The following is a 21,100-nucleotide window of genomic DNA, read 5'->3' as shown; positions in this document are numbered from 1 at the left end:
GAACAGATGGAGATGCGTCTTGGCAGGTCATGGCGATCAATCCCCCGCCGCGCGGCCCTTGAGGGCGATGATGCCCCGGGGGCGGAACTGGATGAACAGGATGATGAACAGGATCATGTAGGTCTGCGCGGCCAGCGTGTTCGAGGGGTTCAGCCACTCGATCACCTTCTGGAAGCCGCCGATCATGGCCGCGCCCGCGAGCGCCCCCCAGATATTGCCGACGCCGCCGACGACCACGGTCATGAAGGATTGCACGATATAGTCGGAGCCGAGTTCCGAAGTGACCTTGGCGAAGAGGCCGATGGCGACCCCCGCAATGCCGGCAATGCCGGAGCCGATGCCGAAGGTCAGCATGTTGATGCGGTCGGGGTCGATCCCCATGCTGGCGGCCATGGCGGGGTTCTGCGTCACCGCGCGCACCTCCAGCCCCAGCCGGGTGCGTTTCATCAGCCAGAGGAAGAAGGCGAGGAACAGCAGCGCCAGCACGAAGATCGCGATGCGGATATAGCTGATCGAGACGATGTCATTGAGGCTGAGCGCCCCATCCAGCCAGGCCGGCGCCGTGAGCGGGCGGGCCTGGGTGCCGAAGATGTTCTTGGCGATCTGTTGCAGCGCGATGGAGATGCCGAAGGTCGCCAGCAGCGTTTCCAGCGGGCGCTTGTAGAGGTGGCGGATCACCAGCCGTTCCATCGCGACGCCGGCGGCAAAGGTCACGGCAAAGGCCAGCGGCAGCGCGACGATGATCGAGACCGTGTAATTCGGGATCAGCTGTTGCACGACATAGCCCGTGTAGGCGCCCATCATGATGAATTCGCCATGGGCCATGTTGATGACCCGCATCACGCCAAAGGTGATGGCAAGGCCGATGGCGGCCAGAAAGTAGATCGAGGCCAGCGACAGCGCATCCAGCCCCAGATCGACCGCCGTCATGGCGCCGACGCGGGTCTCTATGCTGGACAGCGTGGCGCGGGCGGCGCTGGTCACGGCGGGGTCGGGCTCGGTGAAGGCGTCGTAGAAGACATGGGCGGCGAGGGCGGATTTCACCTCGGCCTCGGTTGCGGCGGCGGGCACGGTGCCGGCCTTTTCCAGTGCCTCATAAGCGCGGTCACGGCCTGCCTGGGTCGCGAGATCGGCCACCGGCACGCCGGCCACCGCGCCATCGGCCAGATGCGCGGCGAGGGTGTCTTTCTGACCCTGCAAAGTCAGGCGGGCGGGGGCGAGGTCGGACGCCACCAGCAGCTCATAGGCCGCGGCTTCGGTCAGGTCGCGGCCCGGGGTCAGGCGCTGGGCGAGGTTGGTGCCCGCGGGCAAGGCGGCGGCGGCCATGCGACGGGTGGCCAGCAGCGGGTTCAGCGCGGCCCTTGCCTCCAGCGAGGTATCGCCGGCCAGGCTTTCGATCGCGGCCACGCGCGCGGCGCTGTCGGGTTCGAATTGCAGGGTCAGGAAGGTAGCAAGCCGTTCCTTGCGGGCCTTGAGCGCGGCATCCGTCTCGGCCGGGATCGAGGCGCGCAGCGGTTGCAACTGCGCGGCGGCGGGGGATTTCGCGATGGCCTCCAGTGCGCGGGTGCGCTGGGCGGGATCGGGATCGGAAAGGGTGAATTGCACAAGGGCGGCGCCGATCAGGTCGCGCACACCGGCATTGGGCTTCAGCTCGACGATATCGGCCTTGGCGGCGGTGCCGGCATCCTGGCCCTCCAGCGTCGTCAGCGCCCAGCCATCGGCGGTTTTCGCGATGCGCAGAAAGGCGCCATCGGCCTTGCGCAGTCCCAAGCCCCTGTCGGCCCAGGCGCGCAGCATCGCGGCCGCGGCCGGATCGCCGGTCGCCACGATGGCGTCGATCACCGGGCCGATGGTCTGGCGCGAGGGTTTTTCGATCTGTGCCCGCTCGGCGGTCAGCAGATCGGCGAGGCCCTGGGCCGAGACCGGCAAGGCAAGACAGGCCGCCATCACGAGCGGCAGAAGAAAGCGCAGCATCCGAACCCCTTTTCGGAAGGCCGGGGGCGGGTGCGCCCCCGGGGTCGTCTCAGTTCAGTAGTTCGAGGTCAGCTGCACGCAGGTCTTGGTCTGCGTGTTGTACATGCCGCATTTCAGGTCTTTCCAGTCCGATTCCAGCACCGCGGATTCCGGCAGGAAATCGGTCCAGGCGTCGCCGGGCACCGGCTCGGTCTGGCTGATGATATCGAACTGACCATCGGCGCGGATCTCGCCGATCAGCACGGGCTTGGTCAGGTGGTGGTTCGGCAGCATCTCGGCCACGCCGCCGGTCAGGTTCGGGAATTTCTGCCCGACCATGGCGTCGATCACCGGATCGACGGCGGTCGTGCCCGCCTGGGTCACGGCATTCACCCACATGTTGAAGCCGATGTAATGCGCCTCCATCGGGTCATTGGTGACGCGCTTGTCGTCCTTGATGAAGGCCTTCCATGCCTTGATGAATTCGGCATTCTCGGGCGTTTCGGCGGACATGAAGTAGTTCCAGGCGGCGAGATGGCCGACAAGGTTGGTGGTGTCGAGGCCCGAAAGCTCCTCCTCGCCGACCGAGAAGGCGACGACGGGCAACTTGTCGGCAGTAACACCGGCGGCGGCAAGTTCCTTGTAAAAGCCGATATTGGCGTCGCCATTGATGGTGGAGACCACGCCCACCTTCTTGCCATCGGCGCCAAGCGCCACGACATCGGCCACGATCTTGGACCAGTCGCTATGGCCGAAGGGGGTGTAATTCACGAAGATGTCTTCCTTCGCGATCCCCTTGGAGATGAGATAGCTTTCCAGGATGTTGTTCGTGGTGCGCGGATAGACGTAATCTGTGCCGAGCAGGGCGAATTTCTGGATGCCCAGCTCCTCCAGATAATAGTCCACCGCCGGGATTGCCTGCTGGTTCGGGGCGGCGCCGGTGTAGAAGACGTTCTTCGACGATTCCTCGCCCTCATATTGCACCGGATAGAACAGCAGCCCGTTCAGCTCTTCGATCACCGGCAGCACCGATTTGCGGCTGACCGAGGTCCAGCAGCCGAACATCACATCAACCTTCGATACGGTCAGCAGCTCGCGCGCCTTTTCGGCGAAAAGCGGCCAGTCCGAGGCCGGATCGACCACGACCGCCTCAAGCTGGCGCCCCAGCACGCCACCCTTGGCGTTCTGCGCCTCGATCAGCATCAGCATCGTGTCTTTCAGCGTGGTTTCCGAAATCGCCATCGTGCCCGACAGCGAATGCAGGATGCCGACCTTGATCGGCGCTTCCTGCGCGAAGGCAAAGCGCGGCGTGACCATCGGTGCGGCGATGGCCGCGGCGACAGTGGCCATGAGCGAACGGCGCGTGAGATTCATGTTGCTTCCCCGTTTTGGCAAGCCTTGGCCGATCGGTCAGCGCGGTTGCGCCCCGTTGCGGTGCCTTGGCCCTGTTTGTCTGTTCCCCCGGCACATGGCGTGCCGTCCCGGTTTGCGGGTGACCCCGCGTGGCAAGAAAAGCGCGGGGCGGGGGCGGGTCGCAAGGGTCATGCCGCATTGCAGCACCGCATCTGGCGGCGCGGCGCGTGCGTGGTGAATTATTGGGCGATGAGTGGGGAAATGGCGCGGGATTGGGCGAAGGCCGGGCGAAAATCGACCTGATGGCGCGTGGAATCGACCTGTTCGCCTGCGAATGCGGCAGGTCGCGCAGATCCGCCGCGCCCGGGTTATGGGGCGGCGGATCTGCCGGGTGTCGGGGTCAGACCTGTTCGGACGACCGCGCCCAGAGGTTGATATCCTCATCGGCGGCGATGCGGTCGATCTCGGCCAGTTCCTGATCGGTGAAATCGAGATTGCGCACCGCGCCCGCGCAATCGACCACCTGTTCGGGCCGTGAGGCGCCGATCAGCGCCGTGGTGATGCCGCCCGCACGCAAGACCCAGGCGATCGCCATCTGGGCCAGCGTCTGCCCGCGGGCCTGCGCCAGCGCATCCAGCGCGCGCACGCTTTCAAGGGCGCGGGGCGTGATCGTATCGGGCGCGAGGCTCTTGCCCTGCGCGGCGCGGCTGCCTTGCGGGATGCCCCCCAGATATTTCCGCGTCAGGATCCCCTGCGCCAGCGGCGTGAAGGCGATGGAGCCGACCCCCAGTTCCGCCAGCGTGTCCTTCAGCCCGTCGCGTTCGATCCAGCGATTGAGCATGTTGTAGCTGGGCTGATGGATCAGCATCGGCGTGCCCATCTGGCGCAGGATCGCCACCGCCTCGCGGGTGCGGGCGGAATTGTAGCTGGAAATGCCGACATAAAGCGCCCGGCCGGACCGCACGATGTGATCCAGCGCGCCCATGGTTTCTTCCAGCGGCGTTTCCGGGTCAAAGCGATGCGAATAGAAGATATCGACATAGTCGAGACCCATCCGCTTCAGGCTCTGGTCGCAAGAGGCGATCAGGTATTTGCGGCTGCCCCATTCGCCATAGGGGCCGGGCCACATGTCATAGCCGGCCTTGGAGCTGATGATCAGCTCATCGCGCAGCCCGGCAAAATCCTGTTTCAGAATCTGGCCGAAGGCCTCTTCGGCGCTGCCGAAAGGGGGCCCGTAATTGTTGGCCAGATCGAAATGGGTGATCCCGTGGTCAAAGGCGGCCTGACAGATCGCCCGCTTGGTCGCGTGCGGCGTGTCTTCGCCGAAATTGTGCCACAGGCCCAGACTGACCGCCGGCAGTTTCAGCCCCGACTGGCCGCAGCGCCGATAGACCATCCGGTCATAGCGGTCTGCGGCCGGGCTGTAGCGTTGCGGGAAATTGGCCATGCGTCTCCTCCATCTCTGCTAGCTTTTGATAGCGCAAACAGGGCGGTGACGAAAGGCGCCTCGCCGCCGCTCAGGCCGGGTCGATCCGGGCCAGCACGGCGCCAAAGGCCAGCACCTCGCCCGCAGCCGCGCGCTGGTGCAGACGGCCGGCACGATGCGCCTCGACCCGGGTTTCCATCTTCATCGCCTCCATCACCGCGATGACCTCGCCCGCCGCGACCATGGCGCCCTCCTCGGCCTGCCATTTCGCCAGCGTGCCGGGGATCGGCGCGGTGACATCGCCCGGATCGGCCTCGGCCGCCGGTGCCTCGGCCGGGGGGGGGCTGCCGGGCGCCGCGGCCATCAGACCGGCGGGCAGGCCCAGTTCGTGCCGCTTGCCGTCGATTTCGATCGCAAGGCGCAACATGGGCACCGTCGGCGCGGGGCTGACCCGGGCATGGGGCGCCACGGCGGCGGCCAGACGCTCGGCAAAGTCGGTCTCGATCCAGCGGGTATGAACGGCAAAAGCGCCCGCCTCGGCGCGGAAATCGGGTTCGGACAGCACGGCGCGGTGAAAGGGCAGGACCGAGGCCACGCCCTCGATGCGGAACTCGGCCAGCGCGCGCGCCGCGCGTTGCAGCGCCTCGGCCCGGGTGGCGCCGGTCACGATCAGCTTGGCCATCATCGAATCGAACGACCCCGACACCGCCCCGCCCGCCGCCACGCCGCTATCGAGCCGCACCCCCGGGCCCGAAGGCGCGTCGAACCGCGTCACCGGGCCGGGCGTGGGCAGAAAGCCGCGCGCCGGGTCTTCGGCATTGATGCGGAACTCGATCGCATGGCCCCGCGCCTCGGGCACATGGTCATCGGCCAGCCGCGCCCCGCAGGCGACCGCGATCATGGCGCGCACAAGGTCGATGCCGGTGGTTTCCTCGGTCACCGGATGTTCGACCTGCAAGCGGGTATTCACCTCCAGAAAGGAAATGGTGCCATTGGCCGACAGAAGAAATTCGACCGTGCCGGCGCCGCTATAGCCGGCATGGGCGCAGATGCGCTGCGCCGCGCCATGGATGCGCGCGCGCTGGTCATCGGTCAGGAAGGGGGCGGGGGCCTCCTCCACCAGCTTCTGATTGCGGCGCTGCAACGAACAGTCGCGCGTGCCGATCACCTTGACCGTGCCATGCCGGTCGGCCAGCACCTGCGCCTCGATATGGCGGGGGCGGTCAAGGAATTGTTCGATGAAACATTCGCCCCGGCCAAAGGCCGTCAGCGCCTCGCGCGTGGCGCTGTCGAACAGCTCTTCCACCTCGTCCAGTTGCCAGGCCACCTTCATGCCGCGCCCGCCGCCGCCAAAGGCCGCCTTGATGGCGATCGGCAGGCCATGGGCACGGGCAAAGGCCAGCGCCTCGGCGGCGCTTTCGACCGGGCCGGGCGTGCCGGCGACCAGCGGCGCGCCCACGGCCTCGGCGATGCGGCGGGCCTCGATCTTGTCGCCAAGCGCGGTGATCACCGCCGGGTCGGGGCCGATCCAGATCAGCCCCGCATCCTGCACCGCCTGCGCGAAATCGGCGCGCTCAGACAGAAAGCCATAGCCCGGATGCACCGCCCCGGCGCCGGAACGCGCGGCGATATCAAGGATCTTGCCGATATCCAGATAGGTCTCGGCCGGTTTCTCGCCGCCAAGCGCAAAGGCCTGATCGGCGGCATGCACGAACAGCGCGTCGCGGTCGCTGTCGGCATAGATCGCCACTGTCTCGATACCTTCGTCGCGACAGGCGCGGATGATGCGCAGCGCGATTTCACCGCGATTGGCAATGAGCAGACGCTTCAGCGGGCGGTCGGGGCCATGGGCGAACAGGGACATGCGGGGCCTCTAGCGAAGGATGGGGGCAAAGGGGGCGGTTGCGGCAAAGCGGATGCGCGCGCCGGGCGGAATCTGCCCGGCCAGATCAAGGGCCGAGGGCAGGACAGTGGCAATGACCGGATAGCCGCCGGTCAGCGGGTGATCGGCCAGAAACAGCACCGGCTGGCCGGAATGCGGGATCTGGATCGCGCCGGTCTCCGTGCCTTCGGAGGGCAGTTCGCGCGCATCGGGGCGGGTGACCGGCTGGTCGCCCTGCAAGCGGATGCCAACGCGCGAGGATTGCGGCGTGACCAGCCAGTCGGTCGCCAGAAACTGCGCGACCATTTCGGGGGTGAACCAATCGGCGCGCGGGCCCAGCGTCACCGGCAGCGTGACCAGATCGCCGGTGCGCGGCAGGGCGGGGCTGGGGGGCTGTGGCGCCACCGCCTGCGCCGGGCGGCGGGCGGCACCCAGCCCGGTGCCGGCGGTCACCTCGGGCGGGCCGATGAAGGCCAGCGTATCGGTCGCGGCCGATCCCAGCACCGGCGCCACCTCGAACCCGCCCCGCAGCGCAAGGTAGCTGCGCATGCCAGCGGCGGGCGGATGCAGCAACACCTCGTCGCCCGCATCCAGCGCGAAGGGCGCGCGCGGATCGACCGGGCCGCTGCCCGCGATCTCGGCCCGGTCCATCGCGCCGCTCAGCGCCAGCGTCACCGCCTGTTCGGCGCGCAGACGCACCGGACCCAGCGTGATTTCCAGCGCGGGGGCGTCAGCGGGGTTGCCCACGGCGCGATTGGCCCGGCGCAGCGCGCCCAGATCAAGCGCACCGGAGGCCGCGACGCCCTGCCCGGTCTGGCCGGGGCGGCCGGCATCCTGAAACAGGATCGGAAAGGCGGTGGCGGTGACGGTCAGCGCGGGCGTCGCTTCGGGCTGCGGCACCGCGCGGGGCACAGCCGTGACCTTGCCGCGGGCCGGCACAAAGCGCGCCCGCACCCCGGGCCGCAACAGCGCCGGCGGGTCGCGCGCCAGATCCCACATTGGCACCTCGGTCCGGCCGATCAACTGCCAGCCGCCGGGGGTTTCCTGCGGATAGATGCCGCAGAACCGCCCCGCCAGCGCGACCGACCCCGCCGGAATGCGGGTGCGCGGTGCCGGACGGCGCGGCAGGTCAAAGCGCGGATCGTCGCCGGTCATATAGGCAAAGCCGGGCGCAAAGCCGCAAAATGCCACCTGCCAGGTCGCGGCCTGATGGGCGGCGATGACCTCGGCCACGCTCAGCCCCAGATGGGCGGCCACATCGGCCAGATCGGCGCCATCATAGGTCACCGGAATCTCCACCATCTCCGACACCGCGTCGCTGCCTTGGCGCATCGCGGGCTGGCGGGCCATGATCGCCTCGACCAGCGCGGGGCCGGTCGCATGGCCGGGCGCCAGCCGCACCAACAGCGTGCGCGCCGCCGGCACGATCTCGGCCACGCCCGCCACCGGATCGGCGGTCAGCGCATCGAACAGCGCCAGCGTCTGCGCCAGATCCTCAAGTTCAACCAGAACCGCGCGGGGGCTGACAGGCAGAAAACGCATCTTCACACCTGCCATTCGGTATCGGGGATATCGGTGATGAACATGCAGCCGGGTGCATGGGTGATGGCAAAGGGCGGGCGCGAGGCCATGACGGCGGCCTGCGGCGTCACCCCGCAAGCCCAGAACACCGGCACCTCGCCGGGGCGGATCGTGACGGCATCGCCGAAATCGGGCCGGCCGAGATCGGCGATGCCCAGCCCCTCGGGCGCGCCGATATGGACCGGGGCACCATGCACCGCCGGATAGCGGGCAGAGATGGTTGCCGCCTCGGCCACGCGATGCGCCGGAATGGGCCGCATCGACATCACCATCTGCCCATGCAGCCGCCCGGCCGGGCGGCAGGCGCGGTTGGTCAGATACATCGGCACATTGCAGCCCTGCGTGACATGGCGCACCTCGATCCCGGCCTGCATCAGCGGCGTTTCAAAGGTGAAGGAACAGCCGATCAGAAAGGTGACCAGGTCGGGATGTTCGGCCCAGGCGTCTGTGGCGTCGCTGACCTCAGCGGTCAGCACGCCATCGCGCCAGACGCGATACAGCGGCAGGTCGGTGCGCAGGTCGGCACCGGGCGCCAGCTGGGTCTGCGGGCTGCCCGGATCGGTGACATCCAGCACCGGGCAAGGCTTGGGGTTGCGCTGCGCATAAAGCAGGAAATCCCAGGCCCAGTCGCGCGGCAGCGAGATCATGTTGCATTGCGTGAAACCGGGCGCCATGCCGGCGGTCGGGGCGGTGCGCCCGTCGCGGCAGGCAAGGCGGGCGGCGCGGGCCAGGGCGGGGTCGGGGCGCATCAGGCGGCCTTTCCGGCAAAGGGGGTGATCGCGACGCCGGCGGCGACCAGCGCCGCGCGGATGCGGCGGGCCATCTCCACCGCGCCGGGGCTGTCGCCATGCACGCAGATGCTGTCGGCGGCCAGATGCAGCACCGATCCGTCAATCGCCTCGATCCTGCCTTCGGTGGCCAGACGCGCCATGCGCGCCGCGACCAGATCGGCGTCATGCAGCACCGCCCCCGCCACGCGCCGCGACACCAGTTGCCCGTCGGGCGTATAGGCGCGGTCGCCAAAGGCCTCGGCCACGGTGGCAAGCCCCGCGGCGCGGGCCTGGTCCAGCACCGGCGCCCCGGCGAGGCCCATCAGCACCAGCGACGGGTCCACCGCCTTGATCCCGGCGATGACGGCGGCGGCCTGCCGGGCATCCTGCGCGATGGTGTTATAAAGCGCGCCATGCGGCTTGACATAGCTGACCCGGGTGCCCGCCGCCGCGCACAGGCCCTGCAAGGCGCCGATCTGATAGATCACATCGGCGGTCAGCTCGTCCGAGGTCACATCCATCGGGCGACGGCCAAAGCCCACGCGGTCGGGGTAGGAGACATGCGCGCCCACGGCGACCCCGCGCGCCGCCGCCGCCCGCAGCGTGGCCAGAATGGTCAGCGGATCGCCCGCATGAAAGCCGCAGGCGACATTGGCGGAGCTGACGATCTCCAGCATGGCGGGGTCATCGCCCATCTGCCAGGCGCCATAGCCTTCGCCGAGGTCGCTGTTGAGGTCGATCTTCTGGGTCATTGTTGCGGTCTCCGGGGGAAGGGGCGGCCCTGCGCGGGGCCGCCCGATGCGTCACTGGGCGAGGAAGGCAAAGATCGGGCCGATCGACTTTGCCCCCATATACCAGGTCAGGATACAGGTGATCGCGCTCAGCGCCAGAAGGCCGCGATTGTAGCGGTGCCCGCCCATCAGATCCGACCGGGCAAAGCCAACATAGGTAAAGATCGTCAGGCCGATGGGCAGGATCAGCCCGTTGAAGCCGCCCACAAACACCAGGATCGCCGCCGGCGCCTTGCCAAGCGCCAGATAGACCACCAGCGAAAAGCCGATGAAGGCAATGGTTGCGATGTCCCGCGCGCGGTCGGTCATCGGGCTGAACACGGTCAGGAAGCTGACCGAGGTATAGGCCGCCCCGATGATCGAGGTCAGCGCCGCCGCCCACAGCACCACGCCAAAGATGCGCATCCCCCAATCGCCAAGCGCCGCGGCAAAGGCCTGCGCCGCCGGGTTGGCCGCCTGGCTCGACAGATCCAGCGTCACGCCCGAGGCGACGACGCCCAGAATGGCCAGGAACAGCACAAAGCGCATGACGCCGGTCACCGCGATGCCGGTCAGCGCCGCGCGGGTCACGGCCGGCAGGTTGTGGGCGCCGGTCAGCCCCTTGTCCAGCAGGCGATGCGCGCCGGAATAGGTGATATAGCCGCCCACGGTGCCGCCCACGATGGTGGTGATGGTGGGAAAGTCGATGACATCGGGCAGGATGGTCTGGCGCAGCGCCTCGCCCACCGGCGGGTTGGAGACGAAGGCCACGATCACCGTCATGGCGATCATCAGGAAGCCGAGCGCGATGATCATCCGGTCCAGCAGCATCCCCGCGCGGCGCGACAGGAAGATCGCGATGGCAATCAGCGCCGAGAGCGCGCCGCCGATGCGCGGGTCCAGCCCCAGCATGGCGTTCAGGCCCAGCCCGGCGCCGGCGATATTGCCCACATTGAAGGCCAGCCCGCCCACGATGACCAGCACCGCCAGAAGGTAACCCGATCCGGGAATGGCGGCATTCGCGGTTTCAGAGGCCCGGCGATTGGTCAGCGTGGTGATGCGCCAGATGTTCAGCTGCACCACGAAGTCGATCACGATCGAGGCGAGGATCGCAAAGGCGAAAGCCGCGCCCAGCTTGGCGGTGAAGGTGGCGGTCTGGGTGATGAAACCCGGCCCGATGGCCGAGGTCGCCATCAGGAAGATCGCCGCCATGAACCCGCCGCGAAGCGAGGACTGGGCGGCGGAAGGGCTGTTCAGCGGGGTTTCGCTCATCAGTCATGCTCCTGCTGCAAGGTGGGTTTGGGGTTTTTGCATGGGTTGATGTTCTGTCCAGTTGGGCATTCTGTCAAATTAAATCTGACAATAACTTGTAAATTGTTGAACAATATTGTGACGAAAGTCTGACACGGCCTGCCGGATGGGCAGATCAGGCGTGGTATGGTGACCCACGCGGCGAATCGCGAAGGGCTGCGCCTTGCGGCGGGGCGCGGGTTCCGACATGATCCGGCGACTTGCAGGAGCCGATGATGACCGACGACGCGCCCAGCCTGGCCGAAGAAACCGCGACCCGCTTGCGCCATGACATCATCGACGGGATCCTGCCGCCCGGGCAACGGCTGGCCGAGACCCGGCTGGCCGCCGATCTGAACGTGTCCCGCAACACGCTGCGCGAGGTGTTCCGCCTGCTGACGCATGAGGGGCTGTTGCGGCATGAACCCAATCGCGGCGTGTTTGTCGCGACGCCCTCGATGGCGACCATCGTCGATATCTACCGCCTGCGGCGTCTGATCGAGGTGCCGGCGCTGGCCCAGGCCTGGCCGCGCCACGAGGCGGTGGCGCGGATGCGCCAGGCGGTCGAGCAGGCCGCCCGCCAGCAGGCCGAAGGCGATTGGCGCGGCGTCGGCAGCGCCAATATGGAATTTCACGCGGCCATCGTGGCGCTGGCCGACAGCCCGCGTCTCGATACCTTCTTTGGCCAGATCATCGCGGAATTGCGGCTGGCCTTCGGGTTGCTGCACAGCCCTGAACGGCTGCACGCCCCCTATGTCACCCGCAACGCCGATATTCTGGCGCGGCTCGATGCCGGCGACGCGGCGGGGGCGGCGCGCATCCTCTCCGACTATCTGGACCAGTCGGAGCGCGAGATCATGCAGGCCTTCGCGCGGATCGCCTGACCCTTAGTCCTCGCCCTCGGCCAGCAGGGCAGCCAGCCCCTCGCGGTAGCTGGGATACAGCAGGCGCACCGCCAGATCGCGCTTCATCCGGTCATTCCGCACGCGCTTGTTCTCGGCATAGAAGCTGCGGGCAAGCGGGGTCATCTCGGCCGTGGCGAAATCCTCGGCCGGGGGGAGCGGCAGGCCCAGAAGCTGCGCGGCATGGCCGATCACCGCCTCGGGCGGGGCGGGATCGTCGTCGCAGACGTTATAGACCGCGCCCGGGTCGGGATGGCGGATCGAGGCCTCCAGCACCTGCGCGATATCCTCGACATGGATGCGCGAAAACACCTGCCCGGGCTTGAGGATGCGCCGCGCCGTCCCGTTGCGCACCTTGGCAAAGGGGCCGCGCCCGGGGCCATAGATACCCGCCAGCCGAAAGATGTGCAGCGGCAGGCCAAGTGCCTGCCATTCGGCCTCGGCCCGCACCCGCTGCACCCCGCGCAGGGTCGAGGGGGTCAGGGGGCTGGTTTCATCGACCCAGCCGCCGTCATGATCGCCATAAACCCCGGTGGTGGAAAGATATCCGACCCAGGCCGGTCGCGCGGCCCGCAGCGCCGCGGCCGCCTCCGCCACAACCGGGTCACCCCCCGGCCCTGGCGCTACGGAACACAGGATGTGGCTTGCCCCGGCGATCAGCGGCGCCAGCGGCGTGCCGGGCCAGATCACGGGTTCCACCCCGTCGCGGCGCAGGGCCTCGGCCTTGTCGGGGCTGCGGGTGGTGCCGATGATGCGCCAGCCCTGCGGCAACAGCCGCCGGGCAAGGGCCTGGGCCGAATAGCCATGGCCAAGGGAAAGAAGCGTGCCTGTCATGGCGTCATTCTGGCCCCGGCACGCGCGCCCCGCAAGGCCTGCCGCCCCATCGTCATGGCGCCGTCATGTCGCAGCGCCAGGGTCGGGGCGCGGCCTTTGCGCACGCCGCGCTTGATTTCGCCCCCCGGGAGGGTGCAGAAAGAACGATCAAAAAATGGACAGACCCGAGTGACCCAGATTTCGCAGACCTATATCGCGCCGTCCGATGCGGCGCATGAAAGCTTTACCGACGCGGCCGAGGCCGTGGCCCGGCTGGAGGCGCTTTATACCCAGGCCGTCGATTTCCTGACCGAGCAGTTCAACGCCGTGATGTCGGGCCATCCGCCTGCCGCGCGCGTGCGCGCCTGGTATCCCGAAATTCGCTTTACCACGACCAGCTTTGCCAAGACGGATTCGCGCCTGTCCTTCGGCCATGTGGCGCAGCCCGGCACCTATGTCACCACGATCACCCGGCCTGACCTGTTCCGCAACTACCTGGTGCAGCAACTGACGCTGCTGATCCAGAACCATGGCGTGCCGGTGCAGATCGGGCCGTCGGAAACCCCGATCCCGGTGCATTTCGCGGTGGCCAACCGGCCCGGCGTGGTGATCCCGCAGGAAGGCGTGCTGGATTTCCCGCTGCGTGACGTGTTCGACGTGCCGGATCTTTCGACCACCAATGACGATATCGTCAATGGCATGCTGACCGAATATGCCGACGGCTCGCGCCCGCTGGCGCCCTTTACCGCGCAGCGGGTGGATTATTCGCTGGCGCGGCTGTCGCACTATACCGCGACCGACCCCGCGCATTTCCAGAACCACGTCCTGTTCACCAACTACCAGTTCTATGTCGATGAATTCGAGGCCTATGCCCGCAAGGTGCTGGGCGATCCGGCCTCGGGCTATACGGCCTTTGTGGCGACCGGCAACCAGACCCTGACCACGCCGGACGGGGTGCTGACCCATCCGACCAAGATGCCGCAGATGCCGACCTATCACCTGAAACGGGCGGACGGGCAGGGCATCACGCTGGTCAATATCGGTGTCGGTCCGTCGAATGCGAAAACCGCGACCGACCATATCGCCGTGCTGCGCCCGCATGCCTGGCTGATGGTCGGCCATTGCGCCGGCCTGCGCAATTCGCAGAGCCTGGGCGATTTTTGCCTGGCCCATGCCTATCTGCGCGAGGATCACGTTCTGGATGATGATCTGCCGGTCTGGGTGCCGATCCCGGCTCTGGCCGAGATCCAGATCGCGCTGGAAGACGCGGTGGAGGCCGTGACCCAGCTTGAGGGCTATGAGCTGAAGCGCATCATGCGCACGGGCACCGTGGCCACGATCGACAACCGCAACTGGGAACTGCGCGACCAGTCCGGCCCGGTGCAACGTCTGAGCCAGTCGCGCGCCATCGCGCTGGATATGGAAAGCGCGACCATCGCCGCCAACGGCTTCCGCTTTCGGGTGCCCTACGGCACGCTGCTCTGTGTCAGTGACAAGCCGCTGCATGGCGAATTGAAGCTGCCCGGCATGGCCAGTGATTTCTATCGCACGCAGGTTGCCCGCCATCTGCTGATCGGGGTGCATGCGATGGAGCTGATCCGCGAAATGCCGGTGGAGCGTATCCACAGCCGGAAATTGCGCAGTTTCGAGGAGACCGCCTTTCTCTGACATTGCGGCAAAAGCGGGCATTTGCGGCCTTCGGGGCCTTGGGCGCGGGAATCTGGGCTTGAACTTTGCCCGGAAAACCTGTGTAGCAAGGGCACCAACCCGGCAAGGCCCGGGGGCCGACATACCGCCACTGGGAGGCGGGATAACGATAAGGATGACAAGATGTCCAAACCGATGACCAAGACGCAGCTCGTTGCCGCCCTGGCCGACGCCATGGGCGCAGACAAGAAAGTTGCGGGCGCTGCGCTGGATGCCGTGGCCGCCGTCGTGGCGCGCGAAGTTGCTGCCGGTGGCGCCGTGACCCTGCCGGGTCTGGGCAAGGTGGTCTGCAAGGCCCGCCCCGAGCGTCAGGTGCGCAACCCCGCTACCGGCGAAACCGTGACCAAACCGGCCGACAAGCAGGTGAAATTCACCATCGCCAAGGCGCTGAAAGACAGCGTGAACGCCTGATCCTGCCAGATCACGGTGACAGGGCCGCCCCGAGGGGCGGCCTTTTTCATAGCGGAGGGGCACGCGCAATGGATCTGCGGGCAATTGTCATGGGGCTGGTCTTTGCCCTGGTCTGGTCATCTGCCTATGCGACGGCGCGGCTGATCGTCGCCGATGCGGCGCCGATCCTGTCGCTGGCCATCCGTTTCAGCGTGTCGGGCGCGCTGGCGCTTGGCCTTGGCGCGGCCCTGGGGCAGAGCCTGCGGCTTGACCGGGCGCAACTGCGGGCCACGCTGGTCTTTGGCCTGTGCCAGAACGCGATCTATCTGGGGCTGAACTTCGTCGCGATGCAATGGATCGAGGCTTCGCTGGCGGCGATCATCGCCTCGACCATGCCGCTGATCGTGGCGGGGCTGGGCTGGGCCGTGCTGGGGCAGCGCCTGCCACGGCTGGGTGTGCTGGGCCTTGCCTTGGGTTTTGCCGGGGTGACGCTGATCATGGCCTCGCGGCTGGGGGCGGGGGCCGATCCGCTGGGCGTGGCGCTCTGCCTGGTGGCGGCGCTGGCGCTGGCCACCGCGACGCTGACCCTGCGCGGCGCGGCCTCGGGCGGGAATGTGCTGGTGGTGGTGGGCTATCAGATGTGGGTCGGCGCCGCCGTCCTGTGGGCCGTGGCCCTGACGGTCGAGCCCTGGCGGCTGTCGGTCACGCCGCAATGGCTTTTGGCGATGTCCTATCAGATCGTGATGCCGGGCATCTTTGCCACCGTCCTGTGGTTCGCGCTGGTGCGGCGCATCGGGGCGGTCAAGGCCGCGACCTTCCACTTTCTGAACCCGTTTCTGGGCGTGGCGATCGCGGCGCTTTTGCTGCACGAGGCGGTGCGGCTGACCGACATGATCGGCGTCGCCGTGGTCATGGCCGGCATCCTTGCCGTGCAACTGTCGCGTCAGGCGGTATAGGTCGCCTGCGTGACCGGCCGCGCCTGACAGCGCGCCACCCAGTCGCGGATCGCCGGGTCATCCGGCATCAGATCGGGCACCCAGGCATAGGGCGAATGCAGCAGCAGATCGACGGCGCTGTAGCTCTCGCCCATGATCCAGGGCCGCCCGTCCAGCGCGGCGCGCAGCCGGTCGGTCACCGCCTGCGGGTCGCGCCAGGTGGAATAGAGCACCGGATGCGAGGCCCCGGCCATCGCCGTCAGCAGCGCCGGCTCCATCGCGGCGGTATACCAGCACATCCAGCTCAGAAAGACCCCCCAATCGGGCGTGCCGGGCGCGGGCGCCATGGTGCTGCCGGGGAACAGCGTGGTCAGATAGATCATGATCGCCGGGGTTTCCGAGATCAGCCGACCGTCATGATCGAGGATCGGCACCTTGCCTTCGGGATGCGGGTTGGCCGGGTCGCGCCCGCCCGAGCCGTCGGCGCGCAGGATATTCACCGCGCGCAGGTCGATGCGGTCGCCCAGACCCATCTCCTCGATCAACGCCAGGATGCGCCAGGACCGCGAATGGGGGGCATGGTAGAAGGTGATCATCGCTTTTCCTTTCCATTCTGCATGGCGCTGTTATCATTGAGTGCTCCTGCCAGAACCTGTCAGCATGTCATGGCCAAGCCCGATCGTCTTTTTCGCCTTCTGGATGCGCTGCGCCGGCTGCCGCAGCCGGTGACCGCTGCCCGGCTGGCCGCCGAGATGGAGGTGTCGCCCCGCACGCTGTATCGCGATATCGCCGCCCTGCGCGCCGCCGGGGCACGGATTGAGGGCGAGGCGGGGCTGGGCTATACGCTGGCCGAAGACCCGGCCCTGCCGCCGCAGATGTTCACCCGGCTGGAGGTGGAGGCGCTGATGCTGGGCCTCGCCGAGATCGGGCTGGCGGGCGACCCTGCGCTGGCGCGTGCGGCCGAGGCCGCCGGCGCCAAGATCATCGCCACCCTGCCAGAACGGGTGCAGCGCCAGGCGCTGCATGCGGCGCAGGCGGTGTTTCGCTGCGAGCCGCGCGCGTCGGCCCCCGCCCATCTGGGCCTGATCCGCGAGGCCATCTGGGAGGAACGCGCGCTTGACATGACCTATACCGATCTGTCGGGCCGCCAGACCCGGCGACGGGTCTATCCGCTGTCGGTGGTGTGGCTGGATCGGGCGCTGATGCTGCTGGCGCAATGCCAGTTGCGGCAGGATTTCCGCCGCTTTCACCTGCGCTCGATGCAGGATGTGGCGATGACCGGCGAGAGCTTTCGACCGCGCCGCGTGACGCTGCTGCGGGCCTTTCACCGCATCCTGAAGGATCAGCCGCCCAGATGACGCTGGCCGCGCCGCGCGGCAAGGTCCATCTGTTTCATGCGCTCGCGGAACCGCGCGCGGTCGGCCTCGGAATATTCCGAGACGCAGGCGGGGCAGCAGACGCCCGGCTCATAGGCCGGGTGCGCCTTGTCTTCCGCGCTGATCGGGCGGCGGCAGGCGTGGCAACTGCCATAGTCGCCCGGCACCAGCCCGTGCCCGACGCTGACGCGCCCGTCAAAGACATAGCATTGGCCGTGCCAGAGGCTCTGATCCTCGGGCACTTCCTCCAGATATTTCAGGATGCCGCCCTTGAGGTGATAGACCTGCTCGATCCCCTCGCCCAGCAGGTAATTCGTCGATTTCTCGCAGCGGATGCCGCCGGTGCAGAACATCGCGATGCGCTTGTTGTGGAACCGTTCGCGATTGGCTGCCCACCAGGCGGGAAAGTCGCGAAAGCTGCGGGTGCCGGGGTCGATCGCGCCCGCGAAACTGCCGATCGCCACCTCGTAATCGTTGCGGGTGTCGATCACCGCGACATCGGGGGACGATATCAGCGCATTCCAGTCCTCGGGGGCGACGTAATGGCCGACGCGGGCGCGCGGGTCGATGCCGGGCTGGCCCATCGTCACGATCTCGCGCTTGAGCTTTACCTTCATCCGGGCAAAGGGCATCGCCTCGGCGTGGCTTTCCTTATGCTCCAGCCCCGCGCAGCCGGGCAGGGCACGCAGATGCGCCAGCACCGCGTCGATGCCCGCGCGGCTGCCGGCAATGGTGCCGTTCACCCCCTCGGCCGCCAGCAGGAGCGACCCTTTCACCCCCTCGGCCTCGGCCAGCGCCTGAAGCGGCGCGCGCAGGGCGTCCGGGTCGGCAAAGCGGGTAAAGTGATAAAGCGCGGCGATGGTGATCATGCCCCGCATCTGCCCCTTTGGCCGCGCCAATGCAAGCGCGGCATTGACGCATGGCCCCTTGCGGCATAGCCAAGGGAAAACCTGACCGGGGGAAAGCCATGCGTGCAGCCGAAGAAGCCCTGATCGTTGTCGATGTGCAGAACGATTTCTGCCCGGGCGGTGCGCTGGCCGTGGCCGGGGGCGATGCCATCATCCCCGAAATCAACGCCATGATGCGGCAATTTCCGGTGCGCGTGCTGACGCAGGACTGGCACCCCGCCGATCACAAGAGCTTTGCCGAAAACCACCCCGGCGCCGCGCCCTTTTCGCTGACCCAGATGCCCTATGGCCCGCAGATCCTGTGGCCCACCCATTGCGTGCAGGGCAGCGACGGCGCGCTGTTCCACCCCCGGCTGGAAACCGCGCCGGGCGATCTGATCATCCGCAAGGGCTTTCGCCCCGAAATCGACAGTTATTCCGCGTTCTTCGAAAATGACCGCACGACGCCGACCGGGCTTGAGGGCTATCTGCGCACGCGCGGTGTGACGCGGTTGACGCTGGTCGGGCTGGCCACCGATTTCTGCGTGACCTATTCCGCACTGGATGCCGCACGGCTGGGCTTTGCCGTCGCGGTGAAGATGAGCGCCTGCCGCGCCATCGACCTGGAAGGATCGCTGGCCACCGCCTGCCAGCAGATGATGCAGGCGGGGGTCGATCTGATCTGACCGGCGCCGGGTCAGCATTCATTAAGGCATTGCCCCTAGGATCACCCCGAGTCGAGGGACGAGGGTGCGATGCCAGCAGGCAGCGTCGAGGCGCGGTCAGAGTTCTTGCGGAGGAACAGCCCCGACGGGCTGCTGCGCCGCTATGCGCGCGGCCGGTTGCGCGCCTTTGCCCTGCGCCAGACCATGACCCTGATCGGCTCCCTGGTGCTGAGCCTGCTGGGCAATCCCTGGTTCGGCCCGCTGGCGGTGCTGTGCGTCCTGACCGGCGAGGGGGTCGAGGCCGCGGCGCTCGGCTGTGTGTTGCGGCGGCGCGACGGTGCGTTGCCAGCCTGGCTGCGGCTCTGCGCCAGCGTGGCGGCAGCGGTGCAGGCCATGACCATCTCGGCCTGCATCCTGTTGTGCTGGGGCTGGGTTCCGCTGATCGAGGCGCGGTTCTTCGCCACGGTCTTTCTGATGTCGGCGGTCACCAATGCCAGCCTCGCCGCCCGCCACTTCCCCGAGGCGACAACGGCGCGGATCTGGGTCTATGGCCTGACGATGGGGGTCATGGTGATGGATCTGCTGCGCGTGGCGCCGCATCGCGGATCGCTGTTCATGATCCTGTCGATGGTGATTTTGGCCTATGCGGTGATCCTGTTCACCCGCACCATCGGCCGCAGCCAGATCGCACGCTATCAGTTTGAACGCGCGCTCCTGGACAAGCAGGTCGCGCTCAGCCAGTCGCGCAGCGAATTGCTGCGCGCCGCCCGCCTGTCGGAGCGGCTGGCCCTGGTCGCGCGCCACGCCGCCGACAGCATCCTGTTCACCAGCCCCGATGGCCGTATCGAATGGGTCAATCCGGCCTTCACCCGCATCACCGGCTACAGTTTCGACGAGGCCGTGGGGCGGTTTCCGGGCGATCTGCTCAATGCCGAGGAAACGTCACCCGAGGCGTTGGCCTATCTGCTCCGGGCGATCGAAGCGGGGCAAAGCTGCCGGGTGCAATTGCAAAATCGCACCAAATCCGGGGGACGGGTCTGGATGGATATCAACATGAGCCCGGTCTTCACCGCCGAGGGCGCGCTGGATGTGTTTATCGCGCTGGAACGTGACGTGACCGAGGAACGCGCGCAACGTGCCGAATTGGCCGCCGCGCGTCAGACGGCCGAGGCGGCGGCCCAGGCGCGGGCGCAATTCCTTGCCACCATGAGCCACGAGATTCGGACGCCCTTGAACGGGGTGATCGGCGTGGCCGAGCTGCTGGCGGATACCCCGCTCGATCCGGCGCAGCGCCACTATGCGCGCACGATCATCGATTCGGGGCGAGCGTTGCTGACCATCCTGAACGATGTGCTGGATCTGACCAAGCTTGAGGCCGGCAAGATGGTGCTGGAGGAGCGGCGCTTTTCCCTGCCTGACCTGTTGCTGGGCAGTCTCGACCTGATGCGCCCGGCGGCGCGGGCCAAGGGCATCGCGCTGACCGCCGACCTGCCGGAAAACCTGCCCGATTTCCTGGGCGATGCCGGGCGGCTGCGGCAGGTGGTGCTGAACCTTTTGGGCAATGCGGTGAAGTTCACCGAACAGGGCGGCGTCACCCTGCGGCTGAGCGTGAGCCCCGGAAAGGACCATGATGAAATGGCGATTGCGGTGACCGATACCGGCATCGGCATCCCGTCAGAACGGCAGGAGCGGATCTTTGACAGCTTTTCACAGGCCGACAGCACGATTTCGCGCCGCTTTGGCGGCACCGGGCTGGGCCTGACCATCTCGCGCGAATTGATGGGGGTGATGGGCGGGCGGATAGCGCTTGTCTCGCAGACCGGTGCGGGCACGACCTTTACCGCCACGCTGCCGCTGCGCCGGGCGCCCGGCACCGCGCAAGGCACGCCACCCGTCGTCGCCCCGCCGGTTACCGCGCTGCGGGTGCTGCTGGCCGATGACAACCGGACCAACCGCATGATCGCGGAAAAGCTGCTCGGCCCCTGTGTCGCGCAACTGGATCAGGCCGCCGATGGCGAGGCGGCGCTGCGCCTCGCGCGGGCGGGGGCCTATGATCTGGTGCTGATGGATATTTCCATGCCCGGCATGGACGGCGTTCAGGCCACCCGCGCGATCCGTGCGCATGAGGCGCAGATGGGCTGCCCGCCGGTCACCATCTTCGCGCTGACCGCCTATAGCGGCGAGGACGATCTGCGCAGCTTTCGCGAGGCCGGCATGGATGGCGCGCTGGCCAAGCCCTTTGTGCGGGCCGAACTTTACCATCTCTTGCGCCTGCTGGAGGAGCGGCGCACCGCCACGCCCCCGCCAGACCCGGCTGTGCCCGCCGCGCCACAGGGCAGGGCAGCGGGCTTTTGACCTTGCCCCCCGCTTTGCCGTAGACAGGGTGCAAAGCGGAGGGAA

Annotated in this window: 18 protein-coding genes; 7 read left to right on the top strand and 11 right to left on the bottom strand. The window is 67.6% G+C overall.

Translation table 11 applies throughout. The features are described 5' to 3' along the window. Window positions 1-36 precede the first annotated feature (36 nt). From urtB to FOA17_RS10455, 8 genes are all read right to left on the bottom strand, one after another. On the bottom strand, window positions 37-1,974 hold the full coding sequence (gene urtB, locus FOA17_RS10490; RefSeq protein ID WP_149141406.1) for an urea ABC transporter permease subunit UrtB: 1,938 nt from the start codon (window positions 1,972-1,974) through the stop codon (window positions 37-39). Window positions 1,975-2,028: 54 nt separating this feature from the next. Next, window positions 2,029-3,270, bottom strand: coding sequence for an urea ABC transporter substrate-binding protein (gene urtA / locus FOA17_RS10485; protein WP_420841704.1), 1,242 nt, complete (start codon window positions 3,268-3,270; stop codon window positions 2,029-2,031). A gap of 436 nt (window positions 3,271-3,706) precedes the next feature. After that, the gene (mgrA, locus tag FOA17_RS10480; RefSeq protein ID WP_149141405.1) at window positions 3,707-4,753 is read right to left on the bottom strand and encodes an L-glyceraldehyde 3-phosphate reductase; all 1,047 of its coding nucleotides are present in this window, start codon (window positions 4,751-4,753) and stop codon (window positions 3,707-3,709) included. A 70-nt stretch (window positions 4,754-4,823) separates the two neighbouring features. Then, window positions 4,824-6,596 (bottom strand): acetyl/propionyl/methylcrotonyl-CoA carboxylase subunit alpha, encoded by a 1,773-nt coding sequence (locus tag FOA17_RS10475; protein WP_238991780.1) that lies wholly within the window; start codon window positions 6,594-6,596, stop codon window positions 4,824-4,826. Between the two features lie 9 nt (window positions 6,597-6,605). Next, complete coding sequence (locus tag FOA17_RS10470) at window positions 6,606-8,156, bottom strand: 5-oxoprolinase subunit B/C family protein (RefSeq protein ID WP_149141404.1); 1,551 nt, start codon at window positions 8,154-8,156, stop codon at window positions 6,606-6,608. Window positions 8,157-8,158: 2 nt separating this feature from the next. Next, window positions 8,159-8,944, bottom strand: coding sequence for a putative hydro-lyase (locus FOA17_RS10465; protein WP_149141403.1), 786 nt, complete (start codon window positions 8,942-8,944; stop codon window positions 8,159-8,161). Further along, on the bottom strand, window positions 8,944-9,717 hold the full coding sequence (locus tag FOA17_RS10460; RefSeq protein ID WP_149141402.1) for a LamB/YcsF family protein: 774 nt from the start codon (window positions 9,715-9,717) through the stop codon (window positions 8,944-8,946). Before FOA17_RS10460 ends, FOA17_RS10465 begins: the two co-directional genes overlap by 1 nt. 51 nt (window positions 9,718-9,768) lie before the next feature. Then, window positions 9,769-11,007: an NRAMP family divalent metal transporter gene (locus FOA17_RS10455; protein WP_149141401.1), complete on the bottom strand. Its 1,239-nt coding sequence runs from the start codon at window positions 11,005-11,007 to the stop codon at window positions 9,769-9,771. 254 nt (window positions 11,008-11,261) lie between these two features. Here FOA17_RS10455 and FOA17_RS10450 point away from each other — a divergent pair, with 254 nt between their 5' ends. Continuing rightward, window positions 11,262-11,909: a GntR family transcriptional regulator gene (locus tag FOA17_RS10450; protein WP_149141400.1), complete on the top strand. Its 648-nt coding sequence runs from the start codon at window positions 11,262-11,264 to the stop codon at window positions 11,907-11,909. 3 nt (window positions 11,910-11,912) lie between these two features. Here the strand turns inward: FOA17_RS10450 and FOA17_RS10445 are convergent, their stop codons facing one another. After that, on the bottom strand, window positions 11,913-12,761 hold the full coding sequence (locus FOA17_RS10445) for an SDR family oxidoreductase (protein WP_149141399.1): 849 nt from the start codon (window positions 12,759-12,761) through the stop codon (window positions 11,913-11,915). A 168-nt stretch (window positions 12,762-12,929) separates the two neighbouring features. On the opposite strand from FOA17_RS10445, the gene FOA17_RS10440 reads away from it, so the two are divergent. From FOA17_RS10440 to FOA17_RS10430, 3 genes are all read left to right on the top strand, one after another. Next, on the top strand, window positions 12,930-14,408 hold the full coding sequence (locus tag FOA17_RS10440) for an AMP nucleosidase (protein WP_238991779.1): 1,479 nt from the start codon (window positions 12,930-12,932) through the stop codon (window positions 14,406-14,408). Between the two features lie 162 nt (window positions 14,409-14,570). Further along, the gene (locus FOA17_RS10435; RefSeq protein WP_149141397.1) at window positions 14,571-14,858 is read left to right on the top strand and encodes an HU family DNA-binding protein; all 288 of its coding nucleotides are present in this window, start codon (window positions 14,571-14,573) and stop codon (window positions 14,856-14,858) included. Between the two features lie 68 nt (window positions 14,859-14,926). Beyond that, the gene (locus tag FOA17_RS10430; protein ID WP_149141396.1) at window positions 14,927-15,793 is read left to right on the top strand and encodes a DMT family transporter; all 867 of its coding nucleotides are present in this window, start codon (window positions 14,927-14,929) and stop codon (window positions 15,791-15,793) included. Here the strand turns inward: FOA17_RS10430 and FOA17_RS10425 are convergent. Then, window positions 15,781-16,368 (bottom strand): glutathione S-transferase family protein, encoded by a 588-nt coding sequence (locus FOA17_RS10425; protein ID WP_149141395.1) that lies wholly within the window; start codon window positions 16,366-16,368, stop codon window positions 15,781-15,783. The genes FOA17_RS10430 and FOA17_RS10425 overlap by 13 nt on opposite strands. 69 nt (window positions 16,369-16,437) lie before the next feature. On the opposite strand from FOA17_RS10425, the gene FOA17_RS10420 reads away from it, so the two are divergent. Further along, the gene (locus FOA17_RS10420; RefSeq protein ID WP_149141394.1) at window positions 16,438-17,130 is read left to right on the top strand and encodes a helix-turn-helix transcriptional regulator; all 693 of its coding nucleotides are present in this window, start codon (window positions 16,438-16,440) and stop codon (window positions 17,128-17,130) included. On the opposite strand, the gene trhO is transcribed toward FOA17_RS10420, so the two are convergent. Beyond that, window positions 17,115-18,017, bottom strand: a complete 903-nt coding sequence (gene trhO, locus FOA17_RS10415) for an oxygen-dependent tRNA uridine(34) hydroxylase TrhO (RefSeq protein WP_149141460.1) — start codon at window positions 18,015-18,017, stop codon at window positions 17,115-17,117. The two genes, FOA17_RS10420 and trhO, sit on opposite strands and share 16 nt — an antisense overlap. A gap of 98 nt (window positions 18,018-18,115) precedes the next feature. Between trhO and pncA the strand changes: the two genes are divergently transcribed. Beyond that, window positions 18,116-18,721, top strand: coding sequence for a bifunctional nicotinamidase/pyrazinamidase (pncA, locus tag FOA17_RS10410; protein ID WP_149141393.1), 606 nt, complete (start codon window positions 18,116-18,118; stop codon window positions 18,719-18,721). 69 nt (window positions 18,722-18,790) lie between these two features. Next, complete coding sequence (locus tag FOA17_RS10405; protein ID WP_149141392.1) at window positions 18,791-21,055, top strand: hybrid sensor histidine kinase/response regulator; 2,265 nt, start codon at window positions 18,791-18,793, stop codon at window positions 21,053-21,055. Window positions 21,056-21,100 lie beyond the last annotated feature (45 nt).

The sequence above is a fragment of the Gemmobacter caeruleus genome, assembly GCF_008271655.1.
In the GTDB taxonomy this organism is placed as follows: Bacteria; Pseudomonadota; Alphaproteobacteria; order Rhodobacterales; family Rhodobacteraceae; genus Gemmobacter; species Gemmobacter caeruleus.
This window is presented reverse-complemented; position numbering and strand designations above follow the sequence as displayed.

Bases quoted from the DNA above. Each gene is read 5' to 3' on its own strand.
- pncA (WP_149141393.1), top strand. From the start codon at position 18,116: ATGCGTGCAGCCGAAGAAGCCCTGATCGTTGTCGATGTGCAGAACGAT.
- urtB (WP_149141406.1), bottom strand. From the start codon at position 1,974: ATGCTGCGCTTTCTTCTGCCGCTCGTGATGGCGGCCTGTCTTGCCTTG.
- FOA17_RS10425 (WP_149141395.1), bottom strand. From the start codon at position 16,368: ATGATCACCTTCTACCATGCCCCCCATTCGCGGTCCTGGCGCATCCTG.
- trhO (WP_149141460.1), bottom strand. From the start codon at position 18,017: ATGATCACCATCGCCGCGCTTTATCACTTTACCCGCTTTGCCGACCCG.
- FOA17_RS10460 (WP_149141402.1), bottom strand. From the start codon at position 9,717: ATGACCCAGAAGATCGACCTCAACAGCGACCTCGGCGAAGGCTATGGC.
- mgrA (WP_149141405.1), bottom strand. From the start codon at position 4,753: ATGGCCAATTTCCCGCAACGCTACAGCCCGGCCGCAGACCGCTATGAC.
- FOA17_RS10430 (WP_149141396.1), top strand. From the start codon at position 14,927: ATGGATCTGCGGGCAATTGTCATGGGGCTGGTCTTTGCCCTGGTCTGG.
- FOA17_RS10455 (WP_149141401.1), bottom strand. From the start codon at position 11,007: ATGAGCGAAACCCCGCTGAACAGCCCTTCCGCCGCCCAGTCCTCGCTT.
- urtA (WP_420841704.1), bottom strand. From the start codon at position 3,270: ATGGTCACGCCGCGCTTTGCCTTCGCGCAGGAAGCGCCGATCAAGGTC.
- FOA17_RS10475 (WP_238991780.1), bottom strand. From the start codon at position 6,596: ATGTCCCTGTTCGCCCATGGCCCCGACCGCCCGCTGAAGCGTCTGCTC.
- FOA17_RS10420 (WP_149141394.1), top strand. From the start codon at position 16,438: ATGGCCAAGCCCGATCGTCTTTTTCGCCTTCTGGATGCGCTGCGCCGG.
- FOA17_RS10405 (WP_149141392.1), top strand. From the start codon at position 18,791: ATGCCAGCAGGCAGCGTCGAGGCGCGGTCAGAGTTCTTGCGGAGGAAC.
- FOA17_RS10450 (WP_149141400.1), top strand. From the start codon at position 11,262: ATGACCGACGACGCGCCCAGCCTGGCCGAAGAAACCGCGACCCGCTTG.
- FOA17_RS10445 (WP_149141399.1), bottom strand. From the start codon at position 12,761: ATGACAGGCACGCTTCTTTCCCTTGGCCATGGCTATTCGGCCCAGGCC.
- FOA17_RS10465 (WP_149141403.1), bottom strand. From the start codon at position 8,944: ATGCGCCCCGACCCCGCCCTGGCCCGCGCCGCCCGCCTTGCCTGCCGC.
- FOA17_RS10435 (WP_149141397.1), top strand. From the start codon at position 14,571: ATGTCCAAACCGATGACCAAGACGCAGCTCGTTGCCGCCCTGGCCGAC.
- FOA17_RS10470 (WP_149141404.1), bottom strand. From the start codon at position 8,156: ATGCGTTTTCTGCCTGTCAGCCCCCGCGCGGTTCTGGTTGAACTTGAG.